Below are 22441 nucleotides of genomic sequence, written 5' to 3'. Positions count from 1 at the left end.
AACGCCCCTGCGCAAGGGCCTTTGCCAACACCCTGCTTGCCGAGCCGCCACGAAAGTAGTAACTTACCTACTTTTTAAGCACCTGTTCAAAAGGAGGCCGCCCATGACCATCACCACCCTATCCAGCCGGGAGCTGAACCAGGACGTGACGCGCGCCAAGAAAGCCACCCAGTGCGGCCCCGTGCTCATCACCGACCGTGGCCGGCCCGCGCACGTGCTGCTCAGCTTCGAGGACTACCAGCGCCTGACCCGGCAGCAGCGCAGCATTGCCGATGCGCTGGCCATGCCCGGCGTGGAGGACATCGCCTTCGAGCCCCCGCGCCTGCGCCTGGGCGCCGAGCCCGCCGATCTCGCATGATGTACCTGCTCGACACCAACGTCCTGTCCGAGCTGCGCAACGTGCAAGGCGGCAAGGCCGATCCCCAGGTCGCCGCCTGGGCGCGCAGCGTGGACGCGGCCGACTTGTTCATTTCCGCCATCACCGTCATGGAGCTGGAGCTGGGCGTGCTCTCCATCGAACGCAAGGACGCCGCCCAGGGCGCCCTGCTGCGCGCCTGGCTGGAGCAGCGCGTGCTGCCCGAATTCGCCACCCGCACCCTGCCCATCGACACCGCCGTGGCCCAGCGCTGCGCCCGGCTGCACGTGCCTGATCGGCGCGCCGAGCGCGACGCCCTCATCGCCGCCACGGCACTGGTGCATGGCATGCGCGTGGCCACGCGCAACCTGGCCGACTTCGCGCCCACCGGCGTGCCGCTCGTCAACCCGTGGGCGCCAGCGCCATAGGCGCAGCGCCCGGCAAACCGCCGTTTGATTTCGGCCCGCGCCTGCCTGCCAGCCCTGCGGACCTGCCTTCACAAAAAAATTTCACCCCGCCCGTATCCCTTTTGCGCGCTCATGCGGCATAGGGGGTAGCCAGGCGTGTGGCTGCCCCGGCCCTGCATGTGCCCTAGGTGCATGCAGGTGCGTGGGCGGCAGGGCGCGCCAAGCCACAGCTTGATTGACCCTCCCATGCCGCCACGAAAGGAGCACCCATGGCCCGCCGCGCCATTTCCATCGCTTTTCCCCCTGTCATTTCCGCCGTCATTCCCGCCGCCGGCCCCACAGCCATTGCCGCCACTCTGGCCACAGGCCGCCCCCGCCGCCTCACGCCAGCCGCCATACAGGCACGGGCGCAGCCGCATGGCCTGCGCCCCAGCGCGCTGGCATTGGCCGCATTCGCCACGGCCAGCCTGGCCGCTGGCGGCGCGCTGCTGCCCGCCCGCAGCGCCCAGGCCCAAACCGCTGCCGCCATCACCACAGCCACCCCAGCCACCACCCCGGCCACGCGCCACTACAACCTGCCCGCCGGGCCGCTGGGCGCCTCGCTGGCGGCCTTTGCCGGGCAGGCCGGGCTGCTGCTGTCCTTCGACCCCGCGCTGACCCAGGGCCGCCAGGCCCCCGCCCTGCAAGGCCGCCACAGCCCGCAAAGCGGCCTGACCGCGCTGCTGGCCGGCAGCGGCCTGCAAGCCGAGCAACAGGCCGACGGCAGCTTCACGCTGCGCCGCGCCCCGGCCCCCGCACGCGCCGCCGGCGCCAGCGCGCAAACCCTGCCCGCCGTCACCGTGCAGGCCGCGCCCGAAACGGCCACCGGCCCCGTCACCGGCTACGCCGCGCGCCGCAGCGCCACGGCCACCAAGACCGATACGCCGCTCTTGGAGACGCCGCAGTCCGTCAGCGTGATTGGCCGCGCCGAGCTGGAAGACCGCGGCGCGATTTCCGTGATGGACGCCGTGCGCTATTCGCCCGGCGTGTCCACCGAGGTCTACGGGCCGGACGCGCGCGGTTTCGACTGGGCGCATGTGCGCGGCTTCCTGGTGGTCAATGACGGCCAGTTTCTCGACGGACTGCGCACCACGCATGGCTACTTCGCCAACCAGCGCGTTGACCCTTACGGGCTGGAGCGCGTGGAAGTGCTGCGCGGCCCGGCCGGCACGATGTACGGCAAGGGCGACGCAGGCGGCCTCATCAACCGTGTGAGCAAGCGCCCGCAGGCCGAGGCCGTGCGCGAGGTGGAAGTGCAGCTGGGCAACCAGCGCCGCCGCCAGCTGGCCTTTGATGTGGGCGGCAAGGCCGATGCGCAGGGCAAGCTGCTGTACCGCCTGGTGGGCGTGGGCATGGGCACGGATTACCCCGAACGCTACGCCAGCGGCGAGCACGTGCGCAACCAGCGTCTCTATCTGGCGCCCTCGCTGACCTGGCAGCCCCATGCCGACACCTCTTTCACGCTGTCGACCGAACTTCTGCGTGACCGCAACAAGGGCTTTGCCTTCCCGCACACGCCGCGCGGCCGCTCCGTCTGGAACCCGGACGAAGCCCTGCTGATGGGAGAGCCAGACTTCAGTGGCTTCGACCACGATCAGGCCTCCATCGGCTACCAGTTGCAGCACCGCTTCAGCCCCGCCTGGTCCTTGCACCAGAACTTGCGCTACGCCAGCGTGGATGCTGAATTCCGCCGCATCAACGAAGATGAGATGCAGCCCGATGGCCGCACCCTGACACGCTGGGTGAACCTGTTTCGCGAGAAAAGCCAGCAACTGGGCATGGACACCCATTTGCAAGGGCGCATGCACACCGGCGGCGTCAGCCACCAGCTGCTGCTGGGCCTGGATGCGGAGTGGCAGCGCCTGCGTGAACGCACCCACAACGGCAGCGCGCCCCCGCTGGACGTGGACAACCCGCGCTATGGGCAAGGCCCCGTCACCGTCTCGCCGGAGCCGGACGACACCCACAACAACGAACGTCGCCGCCAGCTCGGCCTGTACGTGCAAGACCAGATGCGCCTGTCGCCCCAATGGCTGCTGACCGTGGGCGGCCGCATGGACTGGGTGCGCCAGCACCAGCGAGACTTGCTGGCAGGCAGCCATCAAAGCCAGCGCGACCGCCAGTTCAGCGGACGGCTGGGCCTGAACTGGCTGCTGCCCTCGGGCTGGACGCCGTACTTCAGCTACGCCGAATCGTTCAAGCCGGAAATCGGCACCGACGCCCAGGGCCGCGCCTTCAAGCCCACGCACGGCAAGCTGTACGAACTGGGCGTGAAATACGCCCCTGAAGGCGGCCGCCAACTGTTCACCGCCGCCCTCTACGACCTGCGCAAGACCAACGTGCTGACCACCGACTTGGACAACCCCGATCACAACAAGCAGACCGGCGCTGTCCGCTCGCGCGGCATCGAGCTGGAAGCCAAGGCGGCCCTGTCACGGCAATGGGAAGTGCTGGCCAACTACACCTACAACGATCTGAAGATCACCCACAGCAACGACGGCGACATTGGCAAAGTGCCCGCCTTCGTACCGCGCCAGACCGCCAGCGCCTGGCTGAACTGGCGCGCGCCCCAAGGCTCCCTCAGCGGCCTGGGCGCAGGCTTGGGCGTGCGCCACGTAGGCAGCACCTACAACGACGCCGCCAACACCTGGAAAAACCCCTCGGCCACCTTCATCGACGCCAGCCTGAGCTACGAGCGCGGCCCCTGGCGCATGGCGCTGAGCGTGAACAACCTGGCCGACAAGGTGCACATCCCGTCCTGCTTCAACGGCGCCGGGGGCGGTTTCGAGTGCTTCTATACCCAGCGCCGCACCGTGGTGCTGAGCGCGAAGTACCGCTTCTGAAGCGCCTCTTGGCCGCTGCCTGAACGTGCGCAACCTCACCGGCAAACGCTACCTCGCCAGCTGCACCTACCGGGGCTTCTACGGAGAGGCTCGCAAGGTGATAGCCAGCGTGAGCTGGCGCTGGTGAGCGCCCGCCGGGCCTGGCGGCCCGGCTGCGCTTTGCAACGAGAAAACTGTGTGCCGCTGCCAGCAGCTGTGCAAGCTGTGCAGGCTTTGCGCAAGAAAAAACCCCTTTGCAACCGATGCTGCAAAGGGGTTTATTTTGGCGGAGCGGACGGGGCTCGAACCCGCGACCCCCGGCGTGACAGGCCGGTATTCTAACCAACTGAACTACCGCTCCTGGTAGCGGAGCGTTCGCCGGCTTTTGATGCAACCGGCCAAGTGCTCTGAACTTGGCGACCCTACGGGGATTCGAACCCCGGTACCCACCGTGAAAGGGTGGTGTCCTAGGCCTCTAGACGATAGGGTCGTAGCCTTTGGACTCAGGCCTTGCGGCCTGGTATTTTGGTGGAGGTAAGCGGGATCGAACCGCTGACCTCTTGCATGCCATGCAAGCGCTCTCCCAGCTGAGCTATACCCCCGAATTTTGCTGCCTTGGGTTGCCCCAGGGCTTTTGCTGGTCTCCGCTTTTGCTTTCTTCTTGCCAGCCTTTTGTCTTTAACTTGGCTTTCAAGATTTCGTCATCAGCGAATCCTCGCATTGTATAGCAATTTTCAGCGCTTTTGCAAAAGTTCGAGAATTTTTTTCTGTCCCATCAATTCGAACACGGCATCGATGGATGGCGTCTGCGCCACGCCCATGGTCAGCACGCGCGCGGGCATGGCCAGCTGGGGCATTTTCAGGCCCTGCTCCTTGAGCACTTGCTTGAAGGCGGCGCTGATGTGCGCAGCCTGCCACTGAGGCAGTGCGGCCAGGGCCTGAGCCAAGGCGTCAAGCGCCGGGCGGATGGTTTCGGTGACGTGCTGCTCGTAGTCCGCCTGGTTGATGCTGGGCTGCTCGCTGTAGAACGGCTGGGCCCAACGGGCCAGATCTTCAAGGGTTTCGCAACGATCCTTGAAGAGCGCGACGATGGCCGGCAGGCGGCCATCGGCCAGGGCGCTGGCCTGGATGCCTCGCGCAGTCAGGCGCGGCGCCAGCAGCTCGGCCAGGGCTGCGTCGCTGGCCATTTTCATGTGCTGTGCATTGACCCAGCGCAGCTTGGCTTCGTCAAAGCGCGCAGCACTGCTGCCCAGATGGTCGAGATCAAACCATTGCAGGAATTGTTCGCGCGAGAAGATTTCGTCGTCGCCGTGGCTCCAGCCCAGACGCGCCAGATAGTTGACCATGGCATCGGCCAGGTAGCCTTCGTCGCGGTATTGCGTCACGGCCTTGGCGCCGTGGCGCTTGCTCATCTTCTCGCCCTGCTCGTTGAGCACGGTGGGCAGGTGGGCATACACGGGCGGCTCCTTGCCCAGCGCGCGGAAGATATTGATCTGGCGCGGGGTGTTGTTGACGTGGTCATCACCTCGGATGACGTGGGTGATGCCCATGTCGATGTCGTCCACCACCACGCAGAAGTTGTAGGTGGGCGTGCCATCGGGGCGGGCGATGACCAAATCGTCCAGCTCGTCATTGCTGATCTCGATGCGGCCTTTGACCTTGTCGTCCCACGCGACCACGCCGCCTTGCGGGTTCTTGAAGCGCAGCACAGGCTGCACGCCTTCGGGCACGGGCGGCAGTTGTTTGCCCGGCTCGGGGCGCCAGGTGCCGTCGTAGCGGGGCTTTTGCTTGGCGGCCATTTGGCGCTCACGCAGCGCGTCGAGCTCGGCCACGCTCATGTAGCAGGGGTAGACCAAACCTTGGGCCTGCATCTGCGCCAGCACCTCTTTGTAACGCTCCATGCGCTGCATTTGATAGAACGGGCCTTCGTCGGGCTCCATGCCCAGCCAGGCCATGCTTTCCAGGATCACATCGACGGCGGCCTGGGTGGAGCGCTCCTGATCGGTATCTTCGATGCGCAGGATGAAGTCGCCGCCATTGGCTTTGGCAAAGGCCCAGGGGTAGAGCGCGGAGCGGATGTTGCCCAGGTGGATGAAGCCGGTGGGCGACGGGGCAAAACGGGTGCGGACTTTGCCGCCAGTGGGTTGGGTGCTCATGGTGCGTGCGGTGGTGTTGAGTAGGGCGAATGGGGGCTCGAATGGCGGCTCACAAGGCCTGCAGGCCGCGCTGCAGGTCGCGCTGCAGGTCGTCCGGGTGCTCCAGCCCGACCGAGATGCGCAGCAGCCCCTGGCCAATGCCGGCGGCCTGGCGCTGTGCCTCGCTCAACCGGCCGTGCGAGGTGGTGGCCGGGTGCGAGATGGTGGTCTTGACATCGCCGAGGTTGGTGGTGCGGCTGAGCAGCTGGCATTGGTCGATGACGGCAAAGGCGTTGGCGCGCAGTTGCTCGGGCGACTGGCCGGGCACTTCAAAGGCCAGTACCGCGCCGCCGGCGCCGCCTTGCTGGCGCATGGCCAGCGCGTGCTGCGGATGGCTGGCCAGGCCAGGGTAATGAACCCGCCCCACCTTGGGGTGCTGCTCCAGCCACTGGGCCAGCGCCAGCGCATGGCGGCTCTGGGCCTGCATGCGCACGAACAGGGTTTCCATGCTTTTGAGCACGACCCAGGCATTGAAGGGCGAGAGGCTGAAGCCGGCCGTGCGCAGGTAGGGGCCGAGCTTTTGCTCGACCAGCGCATGGCTGCCGCAGACTGCGCCAGCCATCACCCGGCCCTGCCCTTCCAGGAATTTGGTGCCCGAGTGCAGCACGAAATCGGCTCCCAGCGCAGCGGCCTGTTGCAGCGCGGGCGTCAGAAAGGAGTTGTCCACCGCCAGCCAGGCGCCGCTGTTGTGCGCCAGATCGGCCAGGGCCTGGATGTCACAGACTTCGGTCAGCGGATTGGTGGGCGTCTCCGCAAACAGCAGTTTGGTGCGCCCAGGGCGAATGGTCTGGCGCCATTCGTTCACGTCGGTCTGGGAGACGAAGCTGGTTTCCACGCCAAAGCGCTGCAGCTCACTGCCCAGCAGCCTGATGGTGGAGCCGAACATGGAGCGCGATGCCACGATGTGGTCGCCGCTTTGCAGCAGGCCATAGGCCAGCGTGGCGATCGCCGCCATGCCGGTGGCCGTGCCCAGCGCGCACTCGGTGCCCTCAAGTGCGGCCAGGCGCTGCTCGAAGCTGGTGACGGTGGGGTTGGCGGTGCGGGTGTAGGTAAAGCCCGGCTGCTCACCGGCAAAGCGCTGCGCCGAGGTCTGGGCATCGGGCTGCACATAGCTGCTGGTGAGGAACAGGGCTTCGGAATGCTCGCCATACTGGCTGGGCGCCAAGGCCTGGCGCACGGCCAGGCTCTGGCGGTGCAGGCCTTCGGGCAAGGGCGAAGAGGTTTCGGGATCGGTCACGGGAAATTCCATTGAGTTGCTTGCGCGCGGCAGGCGTGCGCATGGCATGGCGCCATCAGTAGTCGGGCTGCCAGTCCACGACGATTTGCCTATCGGCCAGCGAGACGCTGTCCACATAGGCATCGACGAAGGGGATCAGGTGCTCGCGCAGGCGCGGCGCAGGCGCTCCGGGGGCATTGAGTGCATTCAGCACATCGGCCGGGGGCTGCTCGCGCACCACCAGCACGGACTGCGGGCCGTTGGAGAGCATCTCCGCCACCGTGCCCAATACCACCGCCTGCCGGTTGCGCACCTGCAGGCCGAGCAGATCCACCCAATAAAACTCGCCCTCGGGCAACGCCGGAAAGGCGCTTCGCGGCAAGGCAATGGTGGCGCCGCGCAGGGCCTGCGCCACGTCGCGGTCGTCAATGCCCTGCAGCTGCGCCACCAACGCATCACCTTGCGGCTTCAGCTGCAGCACACGCACTTGTAATGGCGCATCAAAATGGCGCGGGCCCTGGCGGCGCTGCGCATCGGGCGGGGCAATGAACCAGTCGCGCGCCTCGTGCAGCGCATCGGCATCGGCGCTGAACGGCGCGAGCTTGATCCAGCCGCGCACGCCCCACGCTCCAGTGATGCGCGCCAGGTCAATCAGCGGCTCGGGCGGCGCCTCAGCCGCCAATTGCGCCAATGCCTGGCGCAGCTGCGGCCCTGCTGGCGCAGCTGCATCGGCCAATGCCTTAGGCATGGCTTGCACGCGGGAGCTTGCAGAGGAATGGGTGGGCTTGCGCTTGCGATACTGCATGAAAGCAAGGTCTCCAGTGGCTTGAACACGCCGGCGCCGATGAAAACCACGGCACCAAGCAAGGCCCATGCCCAGACGCAGCAGGCGCACACGCCGGGCACAATAAAAAACAGGCGCTGCACCACTTGCGTGGCCAGAGCCTGTCTATGGCAACGGGCGGCACTAAAAAATTAGACGGCCCGAAAAATCTTGCAAGAGAGGCCCACAACGGGCCTCTACACTGCATATCAAGCAGCCACTTGCTGCTTGGCCGATTGCTTGATCAGGCGCTGCACGGTCTCCGAAGCCTGGGCGCCCACACCTTGCCAGTAGCTCAGGCGGTCATGGCTGAGTTGCAAGCCTTGCTCGGCGCCACGGGCATTGGGGTTGTAGTAGCCAATGCGCTCAATGAAACGGCCATCGCGGCGCACGCGCTTGTCGGCAACAACGATGTTGTAGAACGGACGAGCCTTGGAGCCGCCGCGGGAGAGTCTGATTACGACCATTGCGAGAATTTCCTTTGGGCCTGCATGGCTGGCATAAAACAAAACCCGCCCAGCACATGCGAAAAAAAATCCGCAGCGTTGAGAGACACGCGACATGACCACCCGGCCAGCGACGACGCTGCAAAGCGCGCGATTATAGCAACAGCCTGGCGGCGCAATACAAGCTGGCGCTTGTGCCCTCCCTGCCACGCCGATGCGACTGCCGAGGCATTTGCATGCTCTGCTGCGCACGATAGAGCAATGGCACAATCGCCCCATGAAGCCGACAGCCCGCACCACTGCCCGCTCTGCCCCCAGTCCCGCGTCGGGCGAGGCCCGCACAACGCATGACCGACCGCCACATGGCGAGCGCGCCACGCGTCAACGCGCGGCCATCCGCGCCGTGCTGCAGCGCGAGGCACGCCCGCTCTCCCCGCCCGAAGTGCTCAGCGCCGCGCAGCAGCTCGTGCCTGGTCTGGGCATTGCCACGGTGTACCGCAACCTCAAGGCCATGGTCGAGGCTGGCGAGCTCAGCCCCGTGCCGCTGCCGGGCGATCGTCTGTACTACGAGCTGGCCCATCAAGCCGAGCACCACCACCATCACTTTCGCTGCCAGCACTGTGAAAAGGTGTTCGACGTGCATGGCTGCAACGACACTTTTGCGCGCCTGCTGCCTGAAGGCTTTGTGCTGCAAAGCCACGACATCACGCTCTATGGCCTGTGCTCGGCTTGCAGCGGCAGCGGCGCGGCCAAGTGATGGCACGTTGGCATGACCCGCATCAATCTCGTCCCCCCCGCCGAACTGTGCGACCAGCATCTGCTGGCCGAGCACCGTGAGCTCACGCGCATCCCCAATGCCGTCGCCAAGGGCAAATACCGCTTGCAAGGCCAACCCGAGGACTATTGCCTGGGCACAGGCCACGTGCGCTTTTTCTTCGACAAGCTGGCATTCCTGCAGCGCCGCTACGAAGCGCTGCACGCCGAGTGCCTGGCGCGCGGCTTCAAGGTGCAGCACATCTGGCCGGCGGCACTGCCCGAAAACCCGGCGCTGTGGCAAGACTACACGCCCACCGAACAAGCTCTGGCGCTGAACCGCTCGCGCATCGCCGAGCGCATGCCGGCGCGGGCGCGCTTTACCTGCACCACCCAAAAGCCCAAGTGACCAGCCCGCCGTACAGAGGCTTTGAACAGGCTCTTACACCGCCACGTCTTCCAGCGGCCAGCGCGGCAGCACATCAAAGCTCCAGGCGCGGCTGGGTTCTTGCAGGCCAGCCTGCAATCGCATGGCGGCTGCCAGCGCAATCATGGCGCCGTTGTCGGTGCACAGGTACAGCTCGGGGTAATGCACGCGCACACCGCGCCGGGCGCAGGCCTCGTCCAGCGTGGCGCGCAGCAGACGGTTGGCGCCCACGCCACCGGCCACCACCAAGCGCTGCAACCCGGTCTGGCGCAAAGCCAGCAAGGCCTTGCGCACCAGCACGTCAACGATGGCCGCTTGGGTGCTGGCAGCCAGGTCGTGGCGGCGCGCTTGCGCCTGTTCGCCCAGGCGCTGCACCTGGGTGAGCACAGCCGTTTTCAGCCCCGCGAAGGAGAAGTCCAGGTTGTCGCCGCGCAGCAGCGGGCGCGGCAGGTCAAAGGCCTGGGCATCGCCCTGCTCGGCCAGTCGCGCCAGCTCCGGCCCGCCCGGATAGGGCAGGCCCAACAGCTTGGCCGATTTGTCGAAGGCCTCGCCCGCAGCATCGTCAATGGTTTCGCCCAGCAGCTCATAGCGCCCCACGCCATCGACGCGCATCAGCTGGGTGTGCCCACCCGAGACGAGCAGCGCAACAAAGGGAAATTGCGGCGGATCGGCGCTGAGGAAGGGCGAGAGCAAGTGCCCTTCCAGATGGTGCACGCCCAGCACCGGCGTGCCCAGCGCTGCGCCCAGCGCGCAGGCCACGCCCGCACCGACCAGCAGCGCCCCGGCCAGGCCCGGGCCCTTGGTGTAGGCAATGACATCGAGCTCGTGCAGACTGCAGCCGGCCTGCTGCAACACCTGTTGCGTCAGCGGCAGCACACGGCGGATGTGGTCGCGGCTGGCCAGCTCGGGCACCACGCCGCCATAGAGCCGGTGCATGTCAATCTGGCTGTGCAGCGCATGGGCCAGCAGCTGCGGCACTGGCGGGCAGGCCGCGCCTGGCGCTGCCGGTTGCGTTTGCACCAGGGCCACGCCGGTTTCGTCGCAGGAGGACTCGATGCCCAGCACCCGCAAAGGCCGGGTGGCCGCGTCCAGGGCCTGCGGCAAGGTCTGGGGGGATGGGGGCAAGGCGTTGGGCAAAGGCATGGGCGGATTCATTCAAGGCCCGGCAGGGCTGCGGCAGGGCGCGCCATTATCCGAGCAATCGGCCCGCGCCACACGCCACAGCAGGCCACACAGCAGCGCCGCCACCAGCAGCAGCGCGGTGGCGCTGGTCATCCAGAAAGCCTGCGGCGCCTGCATGGCTGGCCACTGCCCCAGCCCTTGGAAGGCCAGCAGGTAGCCGCCGCTCAGGCCCAGGCCCCACAGCAGCAGCGCGTAAAGCACGAAGGGCAGCACCGTGATGCGGTAGCTGCGCAGCACGAACAGCGCCACTGCCTGCAGCGCATCACCCAGGTGGTAGGCAGCCACCCACAGCAACAGCCCTTGCGTGGCCGCGGCGATGGCTGGATCACTCACGTACAGCGCAGCCACCGGGCCGGCGGCCAGGGCCAGCGCCGCCGCAGCCAACAAGGCCAGCGCCGCCGCCGCGCCCACACCCAGGCCTGCGGCGTGGCGGGCCCGGGCGGCATCGCCCGCGCCGCGCCAATGGCTCACGCGCATGCTGGTGGCAATGCCCAGCGCCAGCGGCAGCATGTACAGCAGCGCGGCCACGTTGCCGGCAATCTGATGGCTGGCCGAGGCCAGCGTGCCCAGGCGGGCGATGAACAAGGCCATCAGCGTGAACGAGGTGACCTCGACCATCACCGACAGCCCGGCCGGCACGCCCAGGCGCACAAAGGCGGCCAGCTGGCGCCAGTCGGGGCGCTCCAGGCGTTGCCAAATGGCATAAGGGGCGTACAGGCCTTGCGTGCGCAGCAACCACAGCGCCACAAGCAGCAGCCCGCAATTGACCAACAGCGTGGCCCAGGCGCAGCCGACTGCGCCCTGCGGCGGCAGCCCAGCGCCGCCAAACGTCAGCCACACTGACAAGGCGATCTTGGGCAGCAGCGCCCCGACCTGCAGCAGCGTGACCAGGCGCGGATGGCCCAGGCTTTGGTTGAGTGTGCTGTAGAGGCGAAACAGCAACGCCGGCGGCAGCGCCCAGGCCAGCACGGCCAGATAACGTTCGGCCTCGGCCTGCAAGGCCGGCGGCACCTGGGCAGCGCGCAGCAGCGGCCCTGGCATCAGCAGCACTGCCATGCCCAGCACGATGCAGGCAGCGCACAGATACAGCGCCTGGCGCAGCGAGCGCCCGACCTCGCCATGGCGGCGCGCGCCCTGCAACTCGGCCCAGATCGGCAACAGCGCCTGCAGCACGCCCATCAGCCCCACATAGACGCTGATGTAAATGGCCGTGCCGACCGACAATGCAGCCAGCGCCTGGGCCGAATGGCGTCCGGCCACCATGGTGTCGGTCACGCCAAAGGCCATCACGGCCAGTTGGCCGACAAAGACGACCCCGGTATGGCGGGCGATGGATTTGAGTTCGGACATGGCAGCTGGGCTGTGCCTGCGCACGCACGCTGAGACAACCAGCCGCGCGCGGAGCCAATGGAAAAACGCCACCTTCGCGCATGGGAAGAGTGGCGTTTCCAGTCTTGCCACCAGGCGGGCATGGTGCCGGTGGCGCAATGCGTGGTGCCGAATAGAGGAGTCGAACCCCCGACCTTCTCATTACGAATGAGCTGCTCTACCAACTGAGCTAATTCGGCCCTTGTGAAAGGGCGCGATTATAGCGCCCTTTCACTGCGGCTCGCACACCGGCTAGGCGCGAGGGTTTGAGCGGGCGCTCAAGACTGGCTGGCATCGAGCTCGGCGTAGTAACGCTCGATGCGCTCGACCTCATTCTTCGCGCCCATGATGACCGAGACGCGCTCGTGCAATTGCGTGGGCTGGATCTCCAGGATGCGCTGGCGGCCATTGCTGGCCACGCCTCCGGCCTGCTCGATCAGCCAGCCCATGGGGTTGGCCTCGTACATCAGGCGCAGCTTGCCGGGCTTGGCCGGCTCGCGCTGATCCCAGGGATACATGAAGATGCCGCCACGGCTGAGGATGCGGTGGATGTCGGCCACCATGCTGGCGATCCAGCGCATGTTGAAGTTCTTGCCGCGCGGGCCCTCCTCGCCGGCCAGGCACTCGTCGATGTAGCGCCGCACGGCCCCGTCCCAATGGCGCATATTGCTCATGTTGATGGAGAACTCCTTGGTGTCCTCGGGAATCCGGACGTTCTCCTCGATGAGCACGAACGAGCCTTGCTCGCGGTCCAGCGTGAACATGGCCACGCCGTCGCCCACGGTCAGCACCAGCGTGGTCTGCGGGCCAAAAACGCAGTAGCCCGCTGCCACCTGCCGCGCGCCCGGCTGCAGAAAGTCGTCCACCGTCACGCCGCGCTGCTCCTGGGGCTTTTCCAGCACGCTGAAGATGGTGCCGATGCTGACGTTGACGTCGATGTTGGACGAGCCATCGAGCGGGTCGAACAGCAACAGGTACTCGCCCTGCGGGTAGCGGTTGGGCACCAGGTAAATGCCTTCCATCTCCTCGCTGGCCATGGCCGCCAGGTGGCCGCCCCATTCGTTGGCCTCGATCAGCACCTCGTTGGCGATGATGTCGAGCTTTTTCTGCACCTCGCCCTGCACGTTCTCGCTGCCGGCGCTGCCCATGGCCTCGCCCAGCGCGCCTTTGTTGACTTCAAAACTGATGCGCTTGCAGGCGCGCGCCACGACCTCCAGCAGCAAGCGCAGCTGGGCCGGGATGCGGCCATCGACGCGCTGCTGCTCGACCAGGTAACGGGAGAGGGAAATGCGTTTTTGGGACATGGTGGGTCAGAAAAGCCAATGAAAAGAGGCCCGGGCAACTTGGCCGCCGGCGCCGCTGGAGAAAGGAAGGTCTGCACCCATCGCAGCGCCGTGTGCATCTGCGGATTCGTGCAGACCATCCATGAAGGGAAAAGCCCGCAACGGCAAACGCATCACTGCGCCGCCAGCGCCTTGCCGACGATCTCGCGCACATCCTTGCTCAGGCCCTGCTGCGCGGCCACTTGCTGCAGCGCCGCCTCGGCGTGGGTGCGGTAGGGCTCGGCCAGCTTGCGCCAGGCGTCCAGGGCGCGCGCCAGGCGGGCGGCCACCTGGGCGTTGATGGCGTCCAGCGCCAGCACCTGTTCGGCCCAGAACTGGTAGCCCGCGCCATCAGCGCGGTGAAAGCCCGCCGGGTTGTGGCTGCTGTAGGCGAAGATCAGGCTGCGCGCGCGATTGGGGTTCTTCAGGTTGAAGTCCGGGTGGCGCATCAGCTGGCGCACCTTGGGCAGCAGGTCGCCGTCCACGTCGGGCGTCATGGCCTGAAGCTGGAACCACTTGTCCAGCACCAGGGCTTCGTCGCGGAACTGGCGGTGCAGGCGCTGCAGGGCCTGCTCGGCCAGCGGATGGCGCGCCTGCACCAGCGCCGCCAGCGCGTTGAAGCGGTCGGTCATGTTGCCCGCGTCCTTGACGCGCTGATAGGCCTTGCCGGGCCAGACGGCATCGCCGCTGTGGCCGGCCTGGCGCACCAGCATGGCCAAGGCCTTGCCAGCCAGGGCGCGGCGGCCTGCGCTGTGGGCGTCGGGCTGGTAAGCCCCAGTGTCGTGATGCAACGCCCACACGGCTTGCCACTCGTTCTGCAAGGCCTGGGCGAGCTGGTCCTGCAGGGCCTCGCGCACGGTGTGGATGCGCTGCGGATCGACCTGTTTGAGCTGCTCGGCGATGTAGCCCTCCGAGGGCAGCGTCAGCACCAGGTCCTTGAAGGCCGCATCCAGCTGCGCATCGCCCAGCACCTGACGCATGGCCTGCACGAAGCGCGCCGGCAGTGCGATCTCGGCCTCGGGGTTCTGGATGGCCGCCAGCATGATGCGCTGGGCCCATTGCTGGCTGGCCTCCCAGCGGTTGAAGGGATCGCTATCGTGTTGCAGCAGGATCTCCAGCGCGTCGTCATCCAGGCTGTGTTGCAGCACCACCGGCGCGCTGAAGCCGCGCAGCAGCGAGGGCACGGGCGACTCGCCCACCTGGGTGAAGGTGAAGCTTTGCTGGCGCTCGTGCAGCACCAAGGTGGTCTCCAGCCCCAGCTCTTGCACGCCTTGTTCACTCTGCAGGCACAGCGGCAGGGCGGCGCCGCTGCGGCCCAGCAGGCCCAGGCGCACGGGGATGATGAGCGGCTGCTTTTCGCCCTGACCCGGCGTGGGCGGGGTGGTTTGCGTCAGCGTCAGGGTGTAAGTCTGTGCTGCGGCGTCGTACTGGCCCTGGGCCTGCACGTGGGGCGTGCCGGCCTGGCTATACCAGCGCTTGAACTGCGCCAGATGCATCGCCAGAGCGCTATCCGGGTTGGCATCGGCAATGGCCTGGGCGAAGTCGTCGCAGGTGACGGCCTGGCCGTCGTGGCGCTCGAAGTACAGCGCCATGCCTTTGCGAAAGCCCGCCTCGCCCACCAGGGTGTGCATCATGCGCACCACTTCGGCGCCCTTTTCGTAAATGGTCAGGGTGTAGAAGTTGTTGATTTCCTGGTAGCTGTCGGGCCGCACGGGGTGGGCCATGGGGCCAGCGTCCTCGGCAAACTGCATGGTGCGCAGCAGGCGCACGTCCTCGATGCGCTTGACGGCGCGGGCGCTGGCGCTGCCGGCCATGTCCATGGAGAACTCCTGGTCGCGAAACACCGTCAGCCCCTCTTTGAGCGAGAGCTGGAACCAGTCGCGGCAGGTGATGCGGTTGCCCGTCCAGTTGTGGAAGTATTCGTGGCCGATCACGCTTTCCACGTTGGCGAAGTCCTGGTCGGTGGCCGTAGCCTGGCTGGCCAGCACGAACTTGGTATTGAAGATGTTCAGGCCCTTGTTCTCCATCGCGCCCATGTTGAAGTCGCTGGTGGCCACGATCATGAAGCGCTCCAGATCCAGCGGCAGGCCAAAGCGCGCCTCGTCCCAGGCGATGCTGGCCATGAGCGAGCGCATGGCGTGCTCGGTCTTTTCCAGGTCGCCCGGGCGCACATACACCTGCAGCAGGTGCTGCTTGCCATTGCGCGCCGTGATGGCCTGCTCGCGCGCCACCAATTGCCCGGCCACCAACGCAAACAGGTAGCTGGGCTTCTTGAAGGGGTCGTGCCAGCGGGCGAAGTGGCGCCCGTCTTCCAGCTCGCCTTGCTCCAGCAAATTACCGTTGGACAGCAGCACCGGGTAGGCCGCCTTGTCGGCGCGCAGCGTCACGGTAAAGACGCTCATCACATCGGGCCGATCCAAAAAGTAGGTGATGCGACGAAAGCCCTCGGCCTCGCACTGCGTGAAGAAGGTGCCCTGGCTGACGTACAGGCCCGAGAGCTGGGTATTCTTCTCGGGCTGGCAGGTAGTGAAAATCTCCAGCTCGAAAGGCTCTGCCCCCTCGGGCAGGTTGGAGAGCACCAGCTGCTCGCCCTCCATCTTGAAGCTCGCGCCCTGGCCATTGACCAGCACGCGCGCCAGGTTCAGCTCCTGGCCATCGAGCCGCAGCGGCTGGGCCGGCACATCGAGGTTGCGGCGCACGCGCATTTTGTTGAGCACGCGGGTCTTGGCAGGATCGAGGTCAAAGCTCAGATCCACCGTGTCGATCCAGAATGCGGGCGGGCGGTAATCCTCGCGCCGCACCACGCTGGCAGCGCTCTGGTGTTCGGCGGTATCGGCAAGAGTGGCGGTATCGGTCATGAAGCAATCTTTGCAAACAGGCAGCATCGGCAGGGCCAGTCGGCCACCCGGGCAATAGCCCGAGCAGCGGCCCAAAAAATGCCCGGATTTTGCAGCACACTGGGCCCGCTGCGCAAAACGCGGCGGGCCTCAGGCGCTGCCAGACGCGACAGCGCCACACCAACACAGAACGACACAGCCCATGGGCAGCAGGCCGCATGGGCTGTTTGCGAGGCGGGCGCGAGAAGTGGCTCAAGGCCTCACTTCTTACCCTTGCGCACGATCAGGCCCAGGCGCTCGCGGTCGCGGGCAATGCGCGCCTGCTTGCGCTCATTCTCCTTCTCGACCACCTTGCGCTTGGTGTAGCCAGACCAGTCGGCCCAAGCCCACCACAGCGCCGTCAGGCCAAACGGCACGGCAATCCACCACCAAGGCCAATCGGCCACCGGCCCGAAGGCAAAGTACTTCATGGCCAGCAGGATCAAAGAAATGGCAAGCAGGTACATCCAGGCTCCTTGTTTGTTCATCGACACGCCCTGGGCTTCTCTAGAGCGTGCTATGCACTTTTTGCCCCCCGCGAGAGCGCAAAGTGCATAGCACGCTCTAAATAAAAAAGCCCAACGCCGCACATTCTGCAACAGATATATCCAAACCACACCCACGGCTGCGCCCCCTGCCAAGGCCCAAGGCGCGGTTTGGTGTACAACCGCGCACTGTCATTTCACAACCAGAGGACGAGCCATGAAAAAACCCATGCTGCTGGCGGCGCTGTGCGCGGCCGCCCTGCCTGCGCTGGCGCAGCAGGCCTTGTTTGCCGATGCCATCGCCCCCGCTGCAAGCGGCACGGGCAAGGCGCCCTACCTCTACGTCGGCCAGGCGACCACGGCCAAGGCCCCGCTGGCGCTGAGCAGCCAACCAGGCAAAGGCACGCCGGTGACGACCGTGCCCGCCCAGGCCCCGCTGACCGTGCTGTTGGCCACGCCCGACAAAGCGCATTACCTGGTCAAGACCAGCCTTGGCCTGACAGGCTGGATTGCCGCCGACGCCCAGCCCGCTGCCGACAGCCGCGACAGCGAGGACTTCAGCCAACTGAAAAAACTCAGCCCCATCCCCGAGGGCCTGAAGATCGAAGGCCTGCCGCCCTTTGCCCTGCACTACAACCCGCAGCGCATCCAGCCGCTCACGCCGGCGGCGCAAAGCAATGAGGACAGCTACGTGCTGCTGCAAGGGCAGTTTGCCGCCAATGATCGCAACTACCGGCTCGAATGCGGCCCTGGCCCGAGCGCCGACCCATACTGCGAGCTGCTCGACGCGACCGACCTCAAGCAACGCGCCGATGGTCAGCTCGGCGCCGGGCGCATGCTGGGCGGGGAGACCTTTTACTTCCCCGGCAATGGCACGCTCTACAGCAGCACCCACATCAACCGCCACCACCAGACCTTCAGCAAATACCGCCTGAAAGACGATGGCCAGCTGGCCGAAGTGGCGCAGGCCTTCTACTACGTGGGCCTGAAAAGCACGGCACTGGCGCCCATCACCCTCAGCAGCCAGCCCGAAGGGGGCGAGCCCGTGGCCCGCATCGCCAAGGGCGACAAACTCCAGGTGCTGCTGCACGACGCCTTCCGCCCGCGCAAGGAAGACGACTACCGCGACTTCCTGCTCATCCAGGCCAGCGACGGCAGCCTGGGTTGGCTAAGCATCAACCACCTCGGCGACGAGCCCGCCCCCATCGAGGACTACCGCTTCATGGGCGACTGAGCGCAGCGGCCAGGGTGCTGCTCAAAAGTCGCGCCCGCATGGGGTGCAGAGTGCGAAAACAGCAATGATTCGCATTGATAATTGCACCCCATGCCCCCACCGCCCACGCTCGACGCCCCCAACTGGCCCGCCCCGGCGGGCTTTCGCGCCATCACGGCCCGCCTGCAAAAACAGGTGCAGCGGCGCACCGGCTGCGCCGAAGACGCGCGCGATCTGGTGCAAGACGCCTGGCTGCGCCTGCTGGAGCAAGGCGAGGCCGCGCGCCAACTGCGCGAGCCCGCCGCCTGGCTCAGCGCCGTGGCGCACCACCTCACGCTCGACCACCTGCGCCAACGGCAGACCGCCGCCCGCTGCGGCCTGCCCCGCCAAGGCAGCCACGGCAACGGCAACGGCGATGGCGATGGTCATAACGACGGCGGCCATGCCATCGCCCCCTGGCAGGCCCAGCCCGACGCCGCCGAATCCCTGATGTACCGCCAGGCGCTCGATGCCGTGCAGGCCGCCTTGCACGCCCTGCCCGAACGCGCGCGCCAAGCCTTTCTCGCCCACCGCCTGCACGGCACGCCCCAAGGCGAGCTGGCCGCGCGCCACGGCGTCAGCCTCGCCACCATCGAGCGCGACCTGCAACAGGCCAACGCCCGCCTGCACACCGCCCTGCTGCACTGGCGCGGCGAACACCCCGGCGACCACGCCGCCAGCCAAGCCCACCACGCCCAGCACGCCCACGAGGCCCAATCCGTCAAGACCGCCCCTGCTACTCGCCGCCGCTCGCTCACCGCGCTGCTCGGCCTGGCCGCCCTCAGCGGCAGCGGCCTGCTGGGCTGGCGGGTATGGCAATCCATCGCCGCCCGCCCCCTGCTGGAGCTGGCGCTGCACACCCCGCGCGGCCAGCTCGCCCGCCAGGCCCTGCCCGACGGCAGCGCCCTCACCCTCGACGCCGCCAGCCGCGCCCACATCACCTACCGCCGCGCCCTGCGCCACGTGCAACTGCTGCACGGCGCGCTGTTTGCCGAAGTGGCCCACGACCCCCAGCGCCCCTTCGTCGTCGAGGCCGCCCTGCCCCAGCCCGCCGCCGCCACTTCCGCAGGCGCCACCGCAGACACTGCCGCAACCGGCATCGCCCAAGCCGCCCCCCATGCCCCAGATGCTCGCCCGCGCGTGCGCATCACCGTGTTGGGCACCCGCTTCAGCGTGGACATGGCCCCCGCCGGCATCGACGTGCGCGTGGCCCAGGGCCGCGTGCGCGTTGAATGGCTGGGCGCCGATGGCCAGCCACGCAGCCAGCGCGATCTGCACCCTGGCCAGGGCCTGCGCCTGCATGCCGCCAGCCCCGCCCCCATCGAACTGCCCGCCAGCAGCGCCGCCGGCCTTGGTGATGACGCCGACCAGCACGCCGCCCCCTGGCGCCACGGCCACCTGCGCTTTCACGCCGAACCCCTGGCCCACGCCATCGCCCGCCTGGCGCGCTACCAGCGCGAAGACGCCGCCCCCATTGAGCTTGATCCGCGCGTGGCTGCGCTGGCCATCAGCGGCCAGGTGCCCGTGCGCCACGCCCACGACTGGCTGCAATCCCTGCCCGCCGTGCTGCCCGTCACCGTGCGCCGCCAGGGCCAGGGCTGGCACATTGCCCCGCGCAGCCATCCGCGCGCGCAGCGGTAAGCGGCCGCGCCAGCGGCCCTCCGCCACAGCGCACCCGCGCCGCAAACCCTCGCGTTTGGGGGCGCCTGCCACGCTGTTACAAAAAACCTGAGGGAAACGCCCGCGTCGTTCGTCAACACCCATGACGGCCCGCTTTGGGCTGGTCAACCGGGCGGGTTGCGGCGTCAGCCCACCGTCTTGGCACGCGCTGGCAAGCAGCCGCTGGGGCAAGGCATGCCAAGCGGCAGGCCACCCCATTCGCCCGCTGCTCCAACCGTGCCGAGGCCGAGAACACAAACCCAACCCGCTCCCTCGCCGCGCGCACGCGCGCCCATTGCCCATTTGACGAAGGACGACACCACCATGCTTGCTGCCCCGTTCCGCCCCCGCGCCGCCGCCACCGCAGCCGCGCTGGCCTGCACCTTGGCCGCCTGGCCTGCAGCCCAGGCCCAAACAACCAACCCGGCCACGGCCCCAGCCACTGCGCCAAGCGCCCCGCAACCGAGCGCGCCTGCGCAAGCGGCTGCTGCCATCCACCTGCCCGCCCAACCGCTGGCGCACAGCCTGGCCGCGCTGGCGCAGCGCAGCGGCGCATCGCTGGCCTACGCACCTGAGCTGGTGGCGGGCAAACAGGCCGCCGCCGTGCAAGGCGCGCCTGGCGTGGCCGCGGCGCTGGCGCAAATGCTGCGCGGCACCGGCCTGCAAGCGCGCCAGCAGGGCCAGACCTGGACGATCCAGCCCGCCCCGACCCCTGCGCAAGCTGCCGCCGCAAGCAGCGCGGGCGGTGCCCAGACCCTGCCCGCCGTCACCGTGCAGGCCGCGCCCGAAACCGCCACCGGCCCGGTGCTGGGCTACGCCGCGCGCCGCAGCGCCACGGCCACCAAGACGGACACGCCGCTCTTGGAGACGCCGCAGTCCGTCAGCGTGGTCGGCGCCGAGGAGATCGAGGACCGGGGCGCCACCAACTTGATGGAAATCGGCCGTTATACGGCCGGCGTGCAGGTGGAGTCGTATGGCAATGGCGCGCATTACAACTGGATCAGCCTGCGCGGTTTCAATGCCAATGCTTCCACCTACGTCAACGGTTTGCGCGCGCCTTCGTCAGGCTATGTCTCGCGGCTGACGGACCCGTTCGAGGTGGAGCGCTTCGAGGCGCTGCGCGGCCCCAGCTCGGCGCTGTATGGCCTGGGTGATGCGGGCGGCGTCATCAACGTCATCACCAAGCAGGCCGGGCCGGAAGCGGAGCGGCAGGTGCAGGCCGAGCTGGGCAGCCACCGCAAGGCGCTGGGCGTGGACGTGGGCGGCGCCCTGGATGCGCAGCGCAGCCTGCACTGGCGCGTGGTGGCCGCGGCCAACCACAACCGGCATTTCTTCGCCATTCCCGGCCATGGTCGGCAGACTTACCGTGGCCATGTGCTGGCCCCTTCATTGACCTGGACGCCCAATGCCGACACCACGCTGACGCTGCATGGCCGCTGGTTCCGCAAGCAGGGGGCGGATCAGGAAACGCAGTTTCTGGGCGCCGACCGTCAGTCGCCCAGCGGTTGGTCGAACAGCAATCCGAACTTCAGCTTCGGCAATACCCGGCAAGGCGAATGGGGCTACCAGTTCAGCCACCGCCTGCACGCTGGCTGGTCGATCCAGCAGCGCTTCGTGAGCGGCAGCCACCGTTTTCATGGCGGCTGGTTGTATGGCGAAGGCCCGGCCGACCCGCAAACGGGCGAGCTGGCGCAAACCGCCTATGAAAACGACAACCGAATGCGCCACACCGCGCTGGACACGCAGCTGCAAGGCCAGTGGCACAGCGGCCGCGTGCGCCACACGCTGGCTTTGGGGCTGGACGCTCATGCATCGCGCTTTGCCAGCGTCAATCGCGACGATCCGGCCGACAGCCTGAACATCTTTTTGCCACCGCAGCCGCAATACAGTCGCCCCGTGCCGCCGCCCACCACAGTCAATACCGACGAGCAAACGCGCCAGCGCCAGATCGGCCTGTACGTGCAAGACCAGATGCAGCACGGCCCCTGGCGGCTGACGCTGGGCGGGCGCTATGACCGCGTGCGCACGCGCTTGGACAACCGTCTGGACGGCTCGCAAACGCGCGAGAAAAACGGCGCCTTCTCCGGCCGAGTGGCGCTGGGCCATGTCTGGCCCAGCGGCTGGGCGCCTTACCTGAGCTACGCCACCTCCTTCCTGCCCGAAAGCGGCGCCGACGCCCACGGCGCGCTGTTCAAGCCCACGCGCGGCCAGCAGTGGGAGCTGGGCCTGAAGTGGCAGCCCAGCGGGCGCGAGCTGCTGCTCACCGCCGCCGTGTTCGACCTGCGCAAGACCAATGTGCTGACCACCGATCCGCAGCACTACGGCTTTCAGCGCCAGACCGGCGAAATCCGCTCGCGCGGGCTGGAGCTGGAAGCCAAGGGCGCGCTCACGCGCCAGCTCAAGCTCACTGCCCAGCTCACCGTGCAGGACGTGAAGATCGCTCGCAGCGAGGATGGCGACCAGGGCAACCGCGTGGACAACGTGCCCCGCGTGCTGGCTTCAGCCTGGGTGGACTACCGCTTTGCCGCCGCGCCAGGCCTGAGCGCCGGCCTCGGGCTGCGCCACACCGGCAGCCGCTACGCCTACAGCGACAACCAAATCGCCATGCCCGCCCACACCCTGCTGGACGCCGCGCTGCGCTACGAGCGCGGCCCCTGGCAGGCGGCGCTGAACTTCAGCAACCTGACCAACAAGCGCTACGCCGCCAGCTACGGTTGGGGCTACTACCCCGGCACGCCGCGCACGGTGACGGCCAGCCTGAAGTACCGCTTCTGAAGTACAGGCGCCCGATCTCGGCCCATCGTGGCGCGCGGG

17 protein-coding genes and 4 tRNA genes are annotated in these 22441 nt (G+C 67.5%); 8 read left to right on the top strand and 13 right to left on the bottom strand.

Going from position 1 to position 22441, the window contains the following annotated elements; genetic code table 11:
- The first annotated feature begins 103 nt into the window (after positions 1-103).
- From CK620_RS00665 to CK620_RS00655, 3 genes are all read left to right on the top strand, one after another.
- Positions 104-358: a type II toxin-antitoxin system Phd/YefM family antitoxin gene (locus CK620_RS00665; RefSeq protein ID WP_095548697.1), complete on the top strand. Its 255-nt coding sequence runs from the start codon at positions 104-106 to the stop codon at positions 356-358.
- A complete protein-coding gene (locus CK620_RS00660) occupies positions 355-783 on the top strand; it encodes a type II toxin-antitoxin system VapC family toxin (RefSeq protein WP_238945955.1) in 429 nt (142 codons plus the stop codon). The genes CK620_RS00665 and CK620_RS00660 overlap by 4 nt, the downstream gene beginning before the upstream one ends.
- A 248-nt stretch (positions 784-1031) precedes the next feature.
- On the top strand, positions 1032-3644 hold the full coding sequence (locus tag CK620_RS00655) for a TonB-dependent siderophore receptor (RefSeq protein WP_095548695.1): 2613 nt from the start codon (positions 1032-1034) through the stop codon (positions 3642-3644).
- A gap of 263 nt (positions 3645-3907) precedes the next feature.
- Here the strand turns inward: CK620_RS00655 and CK620_RS00650 are convergent.
- From CK620_RS00650 to rpsP, 7 genes are all read right to left on the bottom strand, one after another.
- Positions 3908-3984 (bottom strand) — tRNA-Asp (locus tag CK620_RS00650).
- A gap of 53 nt (positions 3985-4037) precedes the next feature.
- Positions 4038-4113: transfer RNA gene (locus CK620_RS00645), tRNA-Glu, on the bottom strand.
- Positions 4114-4149: 36 nt separating this feature from the next.
- Positions 4150-4225 (bottom strand) — tRNA-Ala (locus CK620_RS00640).
- 132 nt (positions 4226-4357) lie between these two features.
- Positions 4358-5779 (bottom strand): glutamate--tRNA ligase, encoded by a 1422-nt coding sequence (gene gltX, locus CK620_RS00635; RefSeq protein WP_095548694.1) that lies wholly within the window; start codon positions 5777-5779, stop codon positions 4358-4360.
- A 49-nt stretch (positions 5780-5828) separates the two neighbouring features.
- Complete coding sequence (locus CK620_RS00630) at positions 5829-7067, bottom strand: O-succinylhomoserine sulfhydrylase (RefSeq protein ID WP_095548693.1); 1239 nt, start codon at positions 7065-7067, stop codon at positions 5829-5831.
- Positions 7068-7110: 43 nt separating this feature from the next.
- Positions 7111-7782, bottom strand: a complete 672-nt coding sequence (rimM, locus tag CK620_RS00625; protein ID WP_095549058.1) for a ribosome maturation factor RimM — start codon at positions 7780-7782, stop codon at positions 7111-7113.
- 284 nt (positions 7783-8066) lie between these two features.
- Positions 8067-8324 (bottom strand): 30S ribosomal protein S16, encoded by a 258-nt coding sequence (gene rpsP / locus CK620_RS00620; protein WP_095540567.1) that lies wholly within the window; start codon positions 8322-8324, stop codon positions 8067-8069.
- A 256-nt stretch (positions 8325-8580) separates the two neighbouring features.
- On the opposite strand from rpsP, the gene CK620_RS00615 reads away from it, so the two are divergent.
- Both CK620_RS00615 and CK620_RS00610 read left to right on the top strand, forming a co-directional pair.
- The gene (locus CK620_RS00615; RefSeq protein WP_095543581.1) at positions 8581-9060 is read left to right on the top strand and encodes a Fur family transcriptional regulator; all 480 of its coding nucleotides are present in this window, start codon (positions 8581-8583) and stop codon (positions 9058-9060) included.
- 12 nt (positions 9061-9072) lie between these two features.
- Positions 9073-9465, top strand: a complete 393-nt coding sequence (locus tag CK620_RS00610; protein WP_095543580.1) for a pyrimidine dimer DNA glycosylase/endonuclease V — start codon at positions 9073-9075, stop codon at positions 9463-9465.
- Positions 9466-9498: 33 nt separating this feature from the next.
- Here the strand turns inward: CK620_RS00610 and tsaD are convergent, their stop codons facing one another.
- From tsaD to CK620_RS00580, 6 genes are all read right to left on the bottom strand, one after another.
- A complete protein-coding gene (gene tsaD, locus CK620_RS00605; RefSeq protein WP_095549057.1) occupies positions 9499-10626 on the bottom strand; it encodes a tRNA (adenosine(37)-N6)-threonylcarbamoyltransferase complex transferase subunit TsaD in 1128 nt (375 codons plus the stop codon).
- 12 nt (positions 10627-10638) lie between these two features.
- Entirely contained in the window at positions 10639-12015 is a 1377-nt protein-coding gene (locus CK620_RS00600; protein WP_095548692.1) for an MATE family efflux transporter, read from the bottom strand.
- Positions 12016-12157: 142 nt separating this feature from the next.
- Positions 12158-12233: transfer RNA gene (locus CK620_RS00595), tRNA-Thr, on the bottom strand.
- Between the two features lie 78 nt (positions 12234-12311).
- A complete protein-coding gene (locus CK620_RS00590) occupies positions 12312-13337 on the bottom strand; it encodes a class 1 fructose-bisphosphatase (RefSeq protein ID WP_095548691.1) in 1026 nt (341 codons plus the stop codon).
- A 152-nt stretch (positions 13338-13489) separates the two neighbouring features.
- Complete coding sequence (gene pepN, locus CK620_RS00585) at positions 13490-16213, bottom strand: aminopeptidase N (RefSeq protein ID WP_095549056.1); 2724 nt, start codon at positions 16211-16213, stop codon at positions 13490-13492.
- Positions 16214-16452: 239 nt separating this feature from the next.
- The gene (locus tag CK620_RS00580; protein ID WP_095540538.1) at positions 16453-16698 is read right to left on the bottom strand and encodes a TIGR04438 family Trp-rich protein; all 246 of its coding nucleotides are present in this window, start codon (positions 16696-16698) and stop codon (positions 16453-16455) included.
- Between the two features lie 235 nt (positions 16699-16933).
- Between CK620_RS00580 and CK620_RS00575 the strand changes: the two genes are divergently transcribed.
- From CK620_RS00575 to CK620_RS00565, 3 genes are all read left to right on the top strand, one after another.
- Positions 16934-17950: a hypothetical protein gene (locus tag CK620_RS00575; protein ID WP_095548690.1), complete on the top strand. Its 1017-nt coding sequence runs from the start codon at positions 16934-16936 to the stop codon at positions 17948-17950.
- Positions 17951-18040: 90 nt separating this feature from the next.
- Positions 18041-19609: a sigma-70 family RNA polymerase sigma factor gene (locus CK620_RS00570; RefSeq protein WP_095548689.1), complete on the top strand. Its 1569-nt coding sequence runs from the start codon at positions 18041-18043 to the stop codon at positions 19607-19609.
- A 342-nt stretch (positions 19610-19951) separates the two neighbouring features.
- Positions 19952-22402, top strand: coding sequence for a TonB-dependent siderophore receptor (locus CK620_RS00565; RefSeq protein WP_179290530.1), 2451 nt, complete (start codon positions 19952-19954; stop codon positions 22400-22402).
- The last annotated feature ends 39 nt before the right edge of the window (positions 22403-22441 follow it).

The organism is Vandammella animalimorsus (genome assembly GCF_002285285.1).
GTDB lineage: Bacteria > Pseudomonadota > Gammaproteobacteria > Burkholderiales > Burkholderiaceae_C > Lampropedia > Lampropedia animalimorsus.
This window is presented reverse-complemented; position numbering and strand designations above follow the sequence as displayed.